At 72.6% G+C, this 13,693-nt stretch carries 10 protein-coding genes; 3 read left to right on the forward strand and 7 right to left on the reverse strand.

Annotated elements, in window-relative coordinates; genetic code table 11:
• Window positions 1–18: 18 nt before the first annotated feature.
• Both pstS and mshD read right to left on the reverse strand, forming a co-directional pair.
• The gene (gene pstS / locus AB0C87_RS21465; RefSeq protein WP_345172765.1) at window positions 19–1,122 is read right to left on the reverse strand and encodes a phosphate ABC transporter substrate-binding protein PstS; all 1,104 of its coding nucleotides are present in this window, start codon (window positions 1,120–1,122) and stop codon (window positions 19–21) included.
• Between the two features lie 397 nt (window positions 1,123–1,519).
• Entirely contained in the window at window positions 1,520–2,386 is an 867-nt protein-coding gene (gene mshD / locus AB0C87_RS21470; RefSeq protein WP_353831854.1) for a mycothiol synthase, read from the reverse strand.
• Between the two features lie 156 nt (window positions 2,387–2,542).
• On the opposite strand from mshD, the gene AB0C87_RS21475 reads away from it, so the two are divergent.
• Window positions 2,543–4,225 (forward strand): bifunctional metallophosphatase/5'-nucleotidase, encoded by a 1,683-nt coding sequence (locus AB0C87_RS21475; protein ID WP_360579152.1) that lies wholly within the window; start codon window positions 2,543–2,545, stop codon window positions 4,223–4,225.
• Window positions 4,226–4,365: 140 nt separating this feature from the next.
• On the opposite strand, the gene AB0C87_RS21480 is transcribed toward AB0C87_RS21475, so the two are convergent.
• The 5 genes from AB0C87_RS21480 to AB0C87_RS21500 form a co-directional block, all read right to left on the reverse strand.
• Window positions 4,366–5,526, reverse strand: a complete 1,161-nt coding sequence (locus AB0C87_RS21480; protein ID WP_345172761.1) for an inorganic phosphate transporter — start codon at window positions 5,524–5,526, stop codon at window positions 4,366–4,368.
• The gene (locus AB0C87_RS21485) at window positions 5,523–6,140 is read right to left on the reverse strand and encodes a DUF47 family protein (RefSeq protein ID WP_179844413.1); all 618 of its coding nucleotides are present in this window, start codon (window positions 6,138–6,140) and stop codon (window positions 5,523–5,525) included. The genes AB0C87_RS21480 and AB0C87_RS21485 overlap by 4 nt, the downstream gene beginning before the upstream one ends.
• 321 nt (window positions 6,141–6,461) lie before the next feature.
• The gene (locus tag AB0C87_RS21490; RefSeq protein WP_345172759.1) at window positions 6,462–6,653 is read right to left on the reverse strand and encodes a hypothetical protein; all 192 of its coding nucleotides are present in this window, start codon (window positions 6,651–6,653) and stop codon (window positions 6,462–6,464) included.
• A 253-nt stretch (window positions 6,654–6,906) separates the two neighbouring features.
• Window positions 6,907–10,965, reverse strand: coding sequence for an AAA family ATPase (locus tag AB0C87_RS21495; RefSeq protein ID WP_360579154.1), 4,059 nt, complete (start codon window positions 10,963–10,965; stop codon window positions 6,907–6,909).
• Window positions 10,966–11,172: 207 nt separating this feature from the next.
• Entirely contained in the window at window positions 11,173–11,694 is a 522-nt protein-coding gene (locus tag AB0C87_RS21500) for a gamma carbonic anhydrase family protein (RefSeq protein WP_345172755.1), read from the reverse strand.
• A 235-nt stretch (window positions 11,695–11,929) separates the two neighbouring features.
• Here AB0C87_RS21500 and AB0C87_RS21505 point away from each other — a divergent pair, with 235 nt between their 5' ends.
• Both AB0C87_RS21505 and def read left to right on the forward strand, forming a co-directional pair.
• Window positions 11,930–13,033, forward strand: coding sequence for a hypothetical protein (locus AB0C87_RS21505; RefSeq protein WP_360579156.1), 1,104 nt, complete (start codon window positions 11,930–11,932; stop codon window positions 13,031–13,033).
• 130 nt (window positions 13,034–13,163) lie between these two features.
• Window positions 13,164–13,691, forward strand: a complete 528-nt coding sequence (def, locus tag AB0C87_RS21510; RefSeq protein ID WP_345172751.1) for a peptide deformylase — start codon at window positions 13,164–13,166, stop codon at window positions 13,689–13,691.
• Window positions 13,692–13,693: the final 2 nt, after the last annotated feature.

Below are 13,693 nucleotides of genomic sequence, written 5' to 3' on the forward strand. Positions count from 1 at the left end.
GGTTCCCGTCTTCTGCTGTCAGGACAGGGCCTTGACGGACGCCTGGACCTTGGTCAGCACGCTCTGGGGGAGCGGCGCGTAGCCCTTGTCGGTCAGGATCTTCTGGCCGTCCGCGCTGGAGGTGTAGGTGAGGAAGGACTTGACGAACTTGCCCTGCTCGGAGGGCAGCCCCTTCTCGCACGCGATCTCGTAGGTGACCAGGACGATCGGGTAGGCGCCCGGCTCCTTGGTCGCGTAGTCGATCTTCAGCGCGACGTCGTTGCCGGTGCCGGTGACCTGCGCGCCGGCGACGGCCTTGGAGGCGCTGTCGGGCGACAGCTCGGCGAACTCGCCCGCGCCGTTCTTGACGTGCGCGGTCTGCAGCTTGTTGTTCTCCGCGTACGACATCTCCACGTAGGAGATCGCGCCCGCGGTGCTCTTCACCTGGCTGGTGACGCCGTCGGACTTCGGCGCGCCCTGGCCGGTGGAGTTCGGCCACTTCTTGGCCTTCTCCCACGTCCAGGTCTTCGGCGCGGTGGTGTGCAGGTAGTTCGTGAAGTTCTCGGTGGTGCCGGACTCGTCCGACCGGTAGATCGGCTTGATCGGCTGCGACGGCAGCTTGGCGCCGTCGTTCTCCTTGGCGATCGCCGGATCGTTCCAGGTCTTGATCTTGCCGGAGAAGATGCTCGCGAGCGTCTCGGGCGAGACCTTCAGGCCGTCCACGCCCTGCACGTTGTACACGACCGCGATCGGGCCGACGACCATCGGCAGGTTCAGCGCGTTGCTCCCCTGGCAGCGCTTCTGCGCGGCGGCGGCCTCTTCGGGCTTGAGGGACGAGTCGGAGCCGGCGAAGGCCACCTGACCGCTCGTGAACGCCTGGATGCCCGCACCCGAGCCGCTCGGGTTGTAGTTCAGGTTGGCGCCCGCGCACTTGGACGAGTAGAGCTTCGTCCACTCCTCCATCGCGTTCTTCTGCGCGCTCGACCCGGCGGCGTTGACGCTGGCCTTCGCGCAGTCGATGTCGCCGGACGGCGCGGCGCTCGAACTCGCCGTCGTGTTGTTGTCGCTCCCGCAGGCGGAGAGGGCCAGCGCCCCCGCTACGACCACACCGCCCAGAGCAGCGAGTCGGGAACCGTTCTTCACCGGAGGGTCTCCTTGAGTTTCGTCGGGCGGGTCCCCCGAGCCGCCCCGGCCCATGTCGACCGGACGACGGGTTCGCCGTCGAGTGCGACGCTAGGCAGGCGAGGTGACCAGCCGCCCCGATCCAGGTGAACGGCAAATGAACGCAGACGAGCACAGTTGCGAAGAATGCCCCGATTTGCCGTGGACACCGGGTTAACATCGCAGCTCATCGCCCCAAAATCCCGGTCGAGACGCCTCCAGGGAGGGTTGGCCGACCGGCATCCGGGGAACCACGGATTTCCCGAGGTCGCGGGCGTTCACGAGGCGGGCCGGGCACCCCCGCGGAGCGCCCCGGGGAGCGGGCCTCATCCGGCGCCCGAACCGCTACAGGGTGGCGGGCGCCAGACGGTGACGGGCGCTACGCGGTGGCGGCGTACATGACGTCAACGGCGTGGCGGGTGAAGCCGAGTGACTCGTACAGGCGGACGGCCGCGGTGTTCGACTCGTCCACGTAAAGCATGATCTGGTCCATGCCGATGTCGCGCAGGTGGTGCAGGCCCCGCAGGGTGAGCGTGCGGCCGAGCCCGAGGCCCTGCGCGGACGGGTCGACGCCCACGACGTAGACCTCGCCGACGCCGCCCGGGTGCACCTTCGTCCAGTGGAAGCCGGCGAGCCGGCCGTCCCGCTCGGCGAGGAAGAAGCCGCCCGGGTCGAACCAGTCCTCGGCCTCGCGCTCGCGGACGTCGTCCATCGTCCAGGCGCCCTGCTCCGGGTGGTCGGCGAACGCGCGGGCGTTCACCTCCAGCCAGGCGCCCTCGTCCCGCCCCGGCTCGAAGGCGCGGATCGTCACGCCCCCGGCGACGCGCGCCTCCGGCAGCGGATCGGCCGCCGGGCGCCGCATCTGGAACAGCGCGCGGGCCCGCCCCATCCCCTCGGCGGACGCGAGCGCGGCGGCGGCCGGGAGATCACCGTGCGCCCACACCCGCAGCGGCCCTCCGGCCTCGTTCTTCAGGGCGCGCAGCAGCGCCCGCCCGTACCCCCGGCGCCGGTGCTCCGGATGGACGACCAGCTCGCCCGCCGCGGGTTCCTCCCCGGACGCCGGATCGAAGTGGGCGTAGGCGACGACGGTCCCGCCGTCGGTCACCGCGAGCCCGGACCGGCCGCCCCGCAGGGCCAGCAGAGCGTGCTCCGACAGCGGCCCCACCCCGTCGGCCTCGGTCGCGGCCCTGGCCGACTCCAGCGCCCCGGCCACCTCGTCGTCCCCCAGCGTCCCGCGCGCCCGCAGCTCACTCACGGTCCACACCCTATGCCGACGCCGCCGGCCGCCACACGGACGCCCGATCCGCCTCCCCCATGATCGACTCAGCTCCTGATCGATTCGTCATGAAAACGTCATCGGGCCGCCGGGAACCGTATGCCGAGCGAACCTAGCGTCCTCAGAATGATTCGACGACGGACCTTACTGGCCTGCGCCGCGGCGGGGGTGACGGTCGTGGGCGTGGCCGCGCAACCCGCCGCCGCGCGCCCCGCGCCCACCGCGTCCGTGCGGCTGCTCGCGCTGAACGACTTCCACGGCAACCTCGAACCCCCGTCCGGCAGCTCCGGGACGGCCATCGACGAGAACGGCGACGCCGTGCCCGCGGGCGGCGCCGCCTACGTCGCCGCCCACCTCAAGCGGCTGCGCGACCGCGACACCCTCACCGTCGCGCAGGGCGACCTGATCGGCGCCTCGCCCCTGATCTCGGCCGCCTACCACGACGAACCGTCCGTGCAGTTCCTCGGCGACGCCGGCGTCACCGCGTCGGCGGTCGGCAACCACGAGTTCGACGAGGGCTACCAGGAGCTGCTGCGCATCCAGAACGGCGGCTGCCACCCCGTCGACGGCTGTTCCCCGGCGGGACGGTGGCGCGGCGCGAAGTTCGACTACCTCGGCGCCAACGTCCTGCTGAAGAAGAATGACCGGCCCGCCGTCAAGCCCTGGACGATCCGCCGCATCAACGGCGTCCGGATCGGCTTCATCGGCCTCGTCACCAAGACCACCCCGAGCATCGTCACGGCCGAGGGCATCAAGGACCTGAAGTTCCAGGACGAGGTGGACGCCGCGAACCGGGCCGCGCGCGAGCTGAAGCGCCGCCGCGTCCGCGCGATGGTCGTGCTCGTGCACGAGGGCGACCAGGTCAAGTCGGGCGAGCGGCCGGACGAGTGCGGCGTCGTGCCGGGCGCCGGGACGCGCATCGCGCAGCAGGCCGACCCGGAGATCGACATGGTGCTGTCGGGGCACACCCACCAGCAGTACCTCTGCTCGGTCCAGGACCCGGCGGGCAACCCGCGGCTGTTCTCCTCCGGCTCGTCCTTCGGCCGCGTCATCACCGAGGTGAACCTCAGGGTGAACCGGCGGACCGGCGACATCGTGCGGTCCTCGGTCAGGGCCGACAACCACGTCGTCACGCGGGACGTCCCGCCGGACCCGGCGACGCAGACGTTCGTGCAGACCTGGAAGGACCGGGTCTCCACGATCGCCGACAAGCCCATCGGCAAGATCACCGCTGATCTGACCCGCGCCCCGTCCGCCGCGGGCGAGACCGCGCTCGGCGACGTCATCGCCGACGGCCAGCTCGCCGGGACCAGGGACCTCGGCGCCCAGGTCGCGCTGATGAACCCGGGCGGCGTGCGCACCGACCTCGTCTACAAGAAGAGCGGCTCGGAGAGTGAGGACGGGATCGTCACCTACGGCGAGGCGTTCGCCGTGCAGCCGTTCAGCAACGTGATGGGCGTGACGTCGCTGACCGGCGCGCAGATCGACGCCCTGCTGGAACAGCAGTGGACGTCGGCGGGCGAGAAGATCCTCCAGCCGTCGGCGAATCTGCACTTCGCCATCGACCGCGCCAAGCCCGTCGGCGACCGCGTCTCGGCGATCACCATCGACGGGACCCCGGTCGACCCCGCCGCCGTCTACAAGGTCGCGGCGAACAACTTCCTCCTGGGCGGCGGTGACGGCTTCTCCGTCTTCACCCAGGGCAAGGACCAGGTCCTCGGCCCCATCGACCTGGACGCGTTCGTCGCCTACTTCACCGCCCAGGGGACGGTCTCCCCGCCCGCGCTGAACCGCATCTCGGGCAAGTGAGCACCCTTCCGGACCGGTGAGCGCGATCCCGGGCCGGTGAGCACGGGCGCGGCCCGTGTGCCGGGACGCCTCAGGGCGTCCGGGCGCACGGGCCGCGCGCATGCCGGTCCGGCGTTCGACCAGGGGCGAGGGCCCCGGTATCACGCGCCGAAGAAGTGGACGACGTAGTAGACGATCGCCGCGACCGCCGCGGCGGCGGGCATCGTCAGCACCCACGCGACGAGGATGTTGCCGGCGACGCCCCAGCGGACCGCGGAGAGCCGCTTGGTGGCGCCCGACCCCATGATCGCCGAGGTGATCGTGTGGGTGGTGGAGATTGGAGCGTGCCAGATGAAGGCGGTCGCGTACAGGACGACCGAGGCGGTCGCTTCGGCGGCGAACCCCTTCGGCGGATCGACCTCGATCACCTTGCGGCCCAGCGTGCGCATGATGCGCCAGCCGCCCGCGTAGGTCCCGGCCGACAGCGCGCCCGCACACGCGATGATCACCCACCAGGGCACGGACTTGCCGTCCGAGTGCCCGGTCGTGACCAGCGCGAGGACGATGATGCCCATCGTCTTCTGGGCGTCCTGCAGCCCGTGGCCGAGCGCGAGGGACGCCGCGGACATCGTCTGCGCGATGCGGAACCGGCGGCCGACCCTGCTCGGGTTGGACCGCCGGAAGATCCACAGGATCGCGACCATGACCAGGTAGGCGAGACAGAACCCGACCACCGGGGACAGCACCATCGGCACCGCGACCTTGTCGATGACGCTGGACCAGTTGACCTCCGACAGCGAGGCCAGCCCGGCGCCGACGACCCCGCCGATCAGCGCGTGCGAGGACGACGACGGCAGCCCGAAGTACCAGGTGATCAGGTTCCAGGTGATCGCGCCCAGTACCCCCGCTGCGACGACGGTGAGGCCGTGCAGGCCGGTCGGCGGCGTGATCACCTCGCTGATCGTCTTGGCGACGCCGACGCCGAGCAGGGCACCGATCATGTTCATCGCGGCCGCCATGCCGAGCGCCACCCGCGGGGTGAGCGCCCGGGTCGAGACCGCCGTGGCGATCGCGTTGGCCGCGTCGTGGAACCCGTTGGTGTAGTCGAACACCAGGGCCACCACGACGACGAGGATCAGCACCGCCGTCTGCGCGCCCGAGCGAAGGCCCAGCGCGCCCGCGATCATGACGACCAGCACGCCCGCCAGCAGGAGCAGCCAGGCGCGTCCGGATACCCGGCGGGTCGCCTGCTCCCCCAGCGTCTCGGCGTTGGCCGGGGACTCTCGGGTGAGGGTGGCGCCGGGGTCCTCGGCAGCGCTCATGATTCCTTGACCGCGATGGTCTCGACCGTGTTCGCCACATGCTCGAAGGCGTCGGCGGCGTCCTCCAGCCGGTCGATGATCTGCTTGAGCTTCAGCACGGTCAGGGTGTCGTACTCACCGCTGAACAGCTGGGCCAGCAGCTTGCGGTAGACCTGGTCGCCCTGGTTCTCCAGCCGGTTGATCTCGATCCAGTACTCGTTGAGCTCCTTCATCGACCGCAGCCGGGGCATGGCCTCGGCGGTCAGTTCGGCGGCGCGCTCCAGAACCTCGACCATGTGGACGATGCCCTTCGGGAACTCGTCGATCTTGTAGAGGACGACGAGGTCCGCGGCCTCCTCCATCTCGTCCATGACGTCGTCGATCGTGGAGGCCAGCCGGTAGATGTCCTCACGGTCGAAGGGCGTGATGAACGTTTCGTTCAACCGTCGCATGATCGCATGGGTGTTTTCGTCGCCTGCGTGTTCGCAGGCGCGCATCTTCTCCGCGATCGCCGCCCGGTCGGCGCCGTCGCTGATGAGTTCCACGAGCAGCCTGGCGCCGGTGACCAGGTTGTTCGCCGAGTCGGCGAACATGTCGTAGAAGCTGTCCTCACGCGGCGTGAGACGCAAGCGCACGTCGTTCTCCTGATGTGCCGGAACAGTCCGCTGAGGATCGTAGGCGCAACCAGCCGTAAAAAGAACCTTTGCCCCGGCTTCGGCTGCTGTCCGCCATCCTCTCACCTACAAGACTGCCCTAGATCAGGAGGTACATACCCCGCGAGAAGGGCCCTATCTGGAGGAACGTTCGCCGTTTCGGGCCCTGCGGGCGCTCCGAGCGCACCGACGGCGGTGACCGCGAGTGAGATTCGTTACAGTGCCGCGACCTGGGCGGCGAGCTTCGGCGGGCTGAAATGACGAACCGGGGACGCCCCGAAACGGCGCCCCCGGTTACGGTGCTCAATCTCGTGGCGTCAGCTCACGTCGACCGGCGTCGCCGGACCGCACTCCCAGTACCACGTCGATCTCGGCCACGGTCAGCGGCCGCTCCGCCGCCGCCACCGCACCGAGCATCTCGGCATAGAGTTCGATCTCGTCGAGCGCGACGCGGTCGTGGACGCGCAGATCGAGGTTCTGGCGCACCGCGTCCACCTCCGTTCGTTCCCCACACCCGTCGTCGAGGCTACGCGTCTCGCCGCGGCGGGCACATGACCCAAGAGGGCCATTCGAGGGCCACCTCGGCCCCGTCCGTCCGGGGGAGGTCCGCACGCGCCGCCGGACGGCCGCACGCACCGGTTTCGGGAGCCGCACCCCGGACTGGCTAGCCTTCCCAGGTGATGCCCGTCTGATGCCCGTCTGATGCGCATGACCCATGCCCCATGGGACGAACGGGCGGTCACCGCTCCTACTGGAAGCCCTGCCCCGGCCCCTGGTGGAAGCCGCCGAGCATCTGCTCCAGCGGCGATTCGGGCAGGTCGCGGACCGTCAGCCGGGCCACGGTCGCGGCGTTGACGTCGGCCCCGGCGAGCCGCGCCGCCTGCCGCGCCACCGTCTGCTCGAACAGCGCGCGGACCGTCCGGGCGTAGGCGAACTGCGGGTCGTCCCGCAGGCGCGAGAAACGGTTGAGCAGCTCGACGCGCAGTTCCTCGTCCAGCATGTAGAGGTCGCGTTCGGCGTAGCTCTGGAAGAGCTGGACCATGTCGCGGTCGCCCATCCCGGTGAACTCCAGCGTCCGCCCGAACTCGGCGCGGAAGGCGGGGTTCCCCGCGAGGAAGCCCTCCATCTCCGCCGCCGGGCTGGAGCAGACCACCATGAACCTGGCCCTGCCCTGGCCCTCCGCGCCGCGCTTCATGTGCCGCAGCAGCTCCGCCACCACGGCCGGGGAGCGGTCGAGCAGGTACGCCTCCTGGATGAGCAGCACGCCGCCGAGCGCCTGCTCGACCATGCCCGCGACCCGGTTCTCGGTGTCGACCCGGTCGCGTCCCGCCAGGTGGACGGGGCGGCAGGCGACCACGTGCCCGGAGTTCAGCAGCCCGAGCGCCGCGTAGATGCCGCCGACGAGTCCGGCGACGGTCGTCTTGCCGGTGCCGGGCGGCCCGGTGAAGACCAGGTGCCGCGCGTCGCCGCCGGACATCCCGTACCGGGCCCGGTCGGCCGCGAGCCCCGCCTCCTCGGCCAGCTCCGCCACGGCGGCCTTGACGTCCTCCAGGCCGGTGAGCTGGTCGAGCCGGTGCAGGTAGCCGTCGATGTCGCCGGGCGGGCGCAGCGCGGGCTCGATCCCCTCGGCGACGCCCGCGAGGTCGTCGGGGGTCAGCACGAGCCGGTCGTGGGACGCCCCGGCGCGCTCCATGTTCCGCTGGGCCGCCTGGTCCAGGTACGCCTCGACCAGCCGCGCGTTGACCAGGTCGCCGGGCCCGCGCAGCCGCTCCAGGTCGGCGCGGACCGTCTCCAGGGCCGCCGCGCCGATCGTGACGCGCCGCTCCTCCGCCAGCAGGTGCAGCAGCGTCATCCGGTTGTCGAGGTCGCCGAAGTCGGGCAGCCGGTGGACGCGGAACGACTGCACGAGCTTCGGGTGGTCCTGCAGCAGCCGCTTGTAGGCGCGCGGTTCACAGGTCGCGATCACCGGCGTGGTGTTCACCGGGTCGCGGCGGGCGCGGCGCACCGCGCCGACGAGCGCGGCCGGGTCGGACGCGCCGGCGACCGCCACGTCCAGCCGCTCGAAGAGGATCACCGGGCCCGGCCGCCCGAGCAGCCGCCCGAGCTCCTCCGGCGGCGCGTTCCGGACGTCCTCGGCGTCGTGCGCGCGGATCGACCCGTCGCCGAGCCCCGCGTTGGCCAGCGTCAGCGCGATCATCCGGGCGAGCCGCCGCTGTCCCGAGTGCGGGGCGCCGACCAGCAGCACGCCGGGCACGCCGGACCTGATCGAGCTGGGCGCGCCGTCCACGCGGGTCTGCTCGACGTCCTCGTCCGCCGCGGCCTTCCACTGCTCGGCCCGCGCCTTCAGGTCGCCGAGGAGCGCGGCCGCGTCGTGCTCGCCGTACACGAAGCCGAACCCGAACCGCTCCAGGACGCGGCGGGTGCTGCGGTCGCTCGGCGGCGGGATCTCGTGGACGGGCTGGTCCGGCGACGGCGTGTCGTCCAGGAAGTCGAAGCCGCCGACCATCGTGCCGGACATGACCTTCGTCCCCGGCCCGCCCCCGGGAACCGGCGCACCTGGGCCGGGCGGCACGGGGCCGGGCGGGGCGTCCTCGAGGTCGCCCGGGCCGAGGATGCGCGTCCCCGGAGGCTGCCCCGGCTGGCTCTGCGGATTCGGCGGGCCCTGCTGGTGCTGCTGCGGGGGGCCGCCCTGGCCCTCCATGCGGGTCGCGTACGGGTCGAACGCCTGCGGCTCGGGGACGGGAGGCGCGGGGTTCGGCACGCCCGGCGGGACGTTCGGCTGCGCGCCCGGCTGGGGCGGCGGGGCGGAGCCCGCCGGCTGGTACCCCAGCACCGTGTACGGGGGCACGAAGTTCTCGTCCTGCTGCTCCTCCTCCGGAGGAGAGAAGCCGCCGAGCTCCGGCGGGGGCACCGGCGCACGGCCCGGCTGGACCGGCTCCGGCGCGGCGGGCTGAGCCGGCGGCGAGGGCGGAGGCGCGGGCTGGCTCTGCATCGGCGCCGGAGGCGCCTGGTGCTGCGCGGGCGCGGGCGGCGCCGCCCCGGGGCGCTGGAACCCCAGCTCGGTGTACGGCGGCGCGACGCTGCCCTCGTCCTTGTCCTCCTCGGCGGGCGAGTGGCCGCCCATCACCGGGTCCGGGGACGCGAACCCCGGGGCGGGCGGGGAGGCGAACGCCGCCTGCTGGCCGGGCGCGGGCGGCTGGGCGTGCCCGGCGGCCGGGCCGGGGGCGTTCTCCCAGCCGGGCTGCGCGGGCGGCTGGACGAACGGGCGGTCGGGCTCGGACGGCGCGAAGTTCGCCCCGGACGCCTCCTGCGGCGACGCGCCAGGGGCGAGGCCGGGCTGGCCCGGCATGTTGAACGGCGCGGGCTGCGGCGGCGCCGGGTTGGGCGGCGGCGTGGCCGTCGGCGCGGCGGCCGTGGCACGGGCCCGGTTGCGTCCGATGATCCCGGCGACGACCGCGGTCGGGACGGGGAAGCCGCGCGGACGGGCGGGCATGCCGCCGAGCCGGCACCACGCCAGGTCGACCTCGTACATGGCGGCGAGCAGCGACTCGGCTCCCGGCCCCGACCCGGCGGCCGACCGCAGCGGCTCCGGGAGCCGCATGTCCTGCGGCCACAGCCGGCGCAGCGGATGCCCCTTCTGCTGCGACACCGCCTGGACGGTGTAGCGGATCTCCGGGTCCAGCCAGGGCACGATCGTGCCGACCATGTCCTTGCGGACGACGTCCAGATCGGCGGCGAGCAGGGCGGCGGCCACGAGCCGGGGCTCGATGTAGGCCGGTTCGGCGGGATCGCCCGACAGCTCGGCTATCAGCTCGCTGAGCGTGTAGAAGGCGTGGCGGAAGTTGTCCCCCGGCGAGCTCTCGTTCCTCAGCGCGGGCACGAGGTTCGGCGGGCACCGCGTCAGCCACTGCTGGACGATCGCCTGGTCGCCGTAGGGCAGCGCCCCGTAGTCGACGGTCGGGTTGGACAGGGTGGCGCCGAGGATGGCGAGCAGCGCGTCCGCCCTCACCTGGAACCGGACGTCGTCGCGGAGCGCGCTGGCGACGGCCCACATCGTCCGCAGGACGACCACCGCGGCGTCCACCCGGCTGGCGCGCAGCCGCTCGGCGTAGAGCGCGACCAGCGACTCCAGGGCGGGCGGGGTGAGCCAGCGCGGGCCGTCCACGTCGGGGAGGGGCCTGGCGCGGTAGGGCTTCCACAGGTCGAGCATCTGGGCGTCCAGCCGCGAGTCGAACGCGGGCGCGGCGGAGCACCAGAGCATCACGCCCCAGGCGACGGCGACGGTGGACGGCGTCTCGCTCGTGAACTCCCGCCACCAGTGCGGGTAGTCGGGCGCCGCCAGCGTGGCGGCGGACTCGACGGTCGAGCGGACCCGCGAGGTCAGCTCGGTGGCGAACCCGTGCGCGACGAAGGGCAGCCCGGACGGCGGGTCGTAGGAGAAGTCGGGCCCGGCGGGGATGACGTGCGGCGGCAGCGCCGGGACCTGGCCGGCCCCCTGCTGCGCGGGCCGCGCGGCCGTGCGGACGGAGGGGATGCGCGGCGGCGGGCACAGGTACCACTGGCCGTCGGCCGGGTGCAGCCGGTACCAGCGGGCCCACGCGCCGAACAGCCACCACGTCCCGTCCGGCAGGACGAGCATGCGGCCGGCGATGGCGTGATGGCGCTGCTGCGGAGGCGCCGACGGCCACCACGCGGCGGCCACCATCGCCCTCGTGTCGCGCTCTGCCTCCGTGAACGGATCGTGCCCCGCCGGGGGGCTGGGCGGCGGAGCACTGCCATAGCCCGGTCCCCACACCACGATGGTCATCGTAGTCAGCAGAATCCGGCCGAGGCTCCCCCCAGCACCCCTTTCTCCGCGTTATCGCAGGTCAAAGGATTATCAGAGGCAGGGAAACAGCCGTGCCGGGTAAGGCCTCGGCACTTTGGCGCCGACCCCGTCACGCGTTTCGGACCGCGCCGCGCCGTTCTCGCGGGCCGCGCCGCCGCCTCGCGCCGCCGCCTCGGATCGCGCCGTTCAGTCCCACTGGGCGGTGCGGTGCCGCTCGGCCTTCTGCACGTAGACCTCGGGCGTGTACCGCAGCACGGCGCGGTCGTCGTCGGTCAGCTCCCGGACGATCTTGCCGGGGGTGCCCGCGACGAGGACCCCGGACGGGATCTTCTTGCCGGGCGGGACGAGCGCGCCGGCCGCGATGAGCGTCCCGGATCCGATGCGGGCGCCGTTGAGCACGATGGCGCCGATGCCGATGAGCGAACCGGTCTCGACGTGGGCGCCGTGCACCATCGCCTTGTGGCCGAGGCTGACCCGGTCCTCCAGGACCGCCGGCATGCCGGGATCGGAGTGCAGGCAGCTGAGATCCTGGATGTTGCACTCCTCGCCGACGACGATCTCCTCGTCGTCGCCGCGCAGCACCGAGCCGTACCAGACGCTGGACGCGCGCCCCAGCGTCACCCGTCCGACCACGACCGCGCCGGGGGCGACCCACGCCGTGGGGTCGATCTCCGGCCGGTCCTCGCCCAGCGCTCCCAGGTAGCTCATGGCGCCGATGGTAGCCGCCCCCGGTGAAGCGATTTCTCCATAGATTGGATAGTTTGTCGCACACGCCCGTGTGACGAAACGACAGCGAGAAGTGCGTTCCGGTTGCGCGAATGGGGTGGACCGGACAAGAGTCGTCCTGACGTTTCCCACCGTGGGCCGCTCACCGGCGGGTGAGGATCGCAACTCAACCGACCCTGACGGGGCGCCGACCCCCGCCAACGACCCCCAAGGCATCATGAGCAACGAAGCCGAAATCCTGCCGAACCTCCTCCAAGAAGAGTCCTTCGAGATCGTCATGCGCGGCTACAACCGCCGCCAGGTCGACGACTACATCGCCCGCGCCCAGCAGAAGCACCGTGAACTAGAGGCGCGGCTCGCCCGCGCGCAGGACGAGGTCGAGCGGATCCGCCGCGAGATGGCCGAGGTCCGGGAGGCCCGCAAGCCGACCGGCGACGACCTGAGCGACCGGCTCCGGCAGATCATCAACCTCGCCGAGGACGAGGCCCGGGAGAAGCTGGCCGAGGCCGAGGCCAAGGGCGGCGAGATCCGCAAGGACGCCGAGCACGAGTCCAAGCGGATCATCGACGAGGCCCGCGCGCACGCCGAACGGAACCTCGCCCAGGCGCAGGAGAAGGCCGACCACGTGCTCGACTCCGCCAAGAAGGAGTCCGACAGCGTCCTGTCGTCCGCCAAGCAGGAGGCCGAGCAGACGGTGACCAGCGCCCGGCTGGAGGCCGAGCGCACCCTCACCGCGTCCGAGCGCCGCGCCAGCGTGATCAACGAGGGCGCGACCCAGCGGCTCACCGCGCTCACCAAGAACCACACCCAGGCCCTCCAGCGCCTCACCGAGATCAGCGACACGCTGCACCGGCTGCTGACCGCCGAGAACGAGGCCGGCCCGCTGGAGAAGATGGTCGAGGACGCCGTCCGGCAGAGCCCCGCGCCCCGCGCCCAGGCCAAGCAGGCCCCGCCGCAGCCCGCGCCCACGACGGGAGCCAAGCCCCCGCAGGCTCCCGCCAAGCCCGCGGCCGCCAAGCCCGCCCCGGCCAAGCCCGCCCCCGCCGCTCCGGCACCGGCGAGCCCCGCCCAGGCGAGCCCGGCACCGGCCGGTCCGGCGCCGTCGGCCCCGGCTCAGACGACCCCGGCGCAGCCGGCGGCGCCGCAGGCGAGCCCGCCGCAGACCGCGCCGCCGGTCAAGAAGCCCGAGCCGTCCCCGGCCGCCGACGCCCCGAAGCCGCCGGTCCCGCCGCAGGCCAAGCCCGCCCGCCCGGCCGACGACTCCGGCGGTCCCGCGACCACCCCCATCCCCCCGCAGCAGCGCGGCCCCATCGAGTTGTAGGGCGAGACCGAGTCGCGGAGCGAGCAGCGCGACGACGCACGCCGCCGGGCGGTGCGCCGGGCCCTGAGCAGGCCTGGTGCACCGCCCTTCGCGTTCTCGGGGATCCGGCGCCCTCTATAGGATCTTCGACGTGAGCAAACGGACCCATCCACGCGGAACCGCCCGCCCGGTCAGGCTTCTCGGCGACCCGGTCCTGCGCACCGAGTGCGACCCGGTCCGGACGTTCGACGCGTCCCTGGAGCGCCTCGTCGACGACATGTTCGTCACCATGTACGAGGAGGACGGCGCCGGCCTCGCCGGCAACCAGATCGGCGTCGGCCTGCAGATCTTCGTCTACGACGTCGAGGACGACCGGGGCCGCCGCCACGTCGGCCACGTCGTCAACCCGAGGCTGGTGGCCGCCGACGGCGAGCTGGTGGTCGAGTCGGAGGGCTGCCTGTCGGTCCCCGGCCTGCGCTTCGACACCCCCCGCCACCACCACGCCGTCGTCGAGGGCGTGGACGTGAAGGGCAGGCCCGTCCGCGTCGAGGGGACCGGCTACTTCGCCCGCTGCCTCCAGCACGAGTGCGGGCACCTGGCGGGCGCGGTCTACATCGACGTGCTGTCCGGGGACGCCCGGCGCAAGGCGATGCGGGCGATCCGCGCCCTCCGCGAGTAGGC

Source organism: Actinomadura sp. NPDC048021 (assembly GCF_040653135.1).
In the GTDB taxonomy this organism is placed as follows: Bacteria; Actinomycetota; Actinomycetes; order Streptosporangiales; family Streptosporangiaceae; genus Spirillospora; species Spirillospora verrucosospora.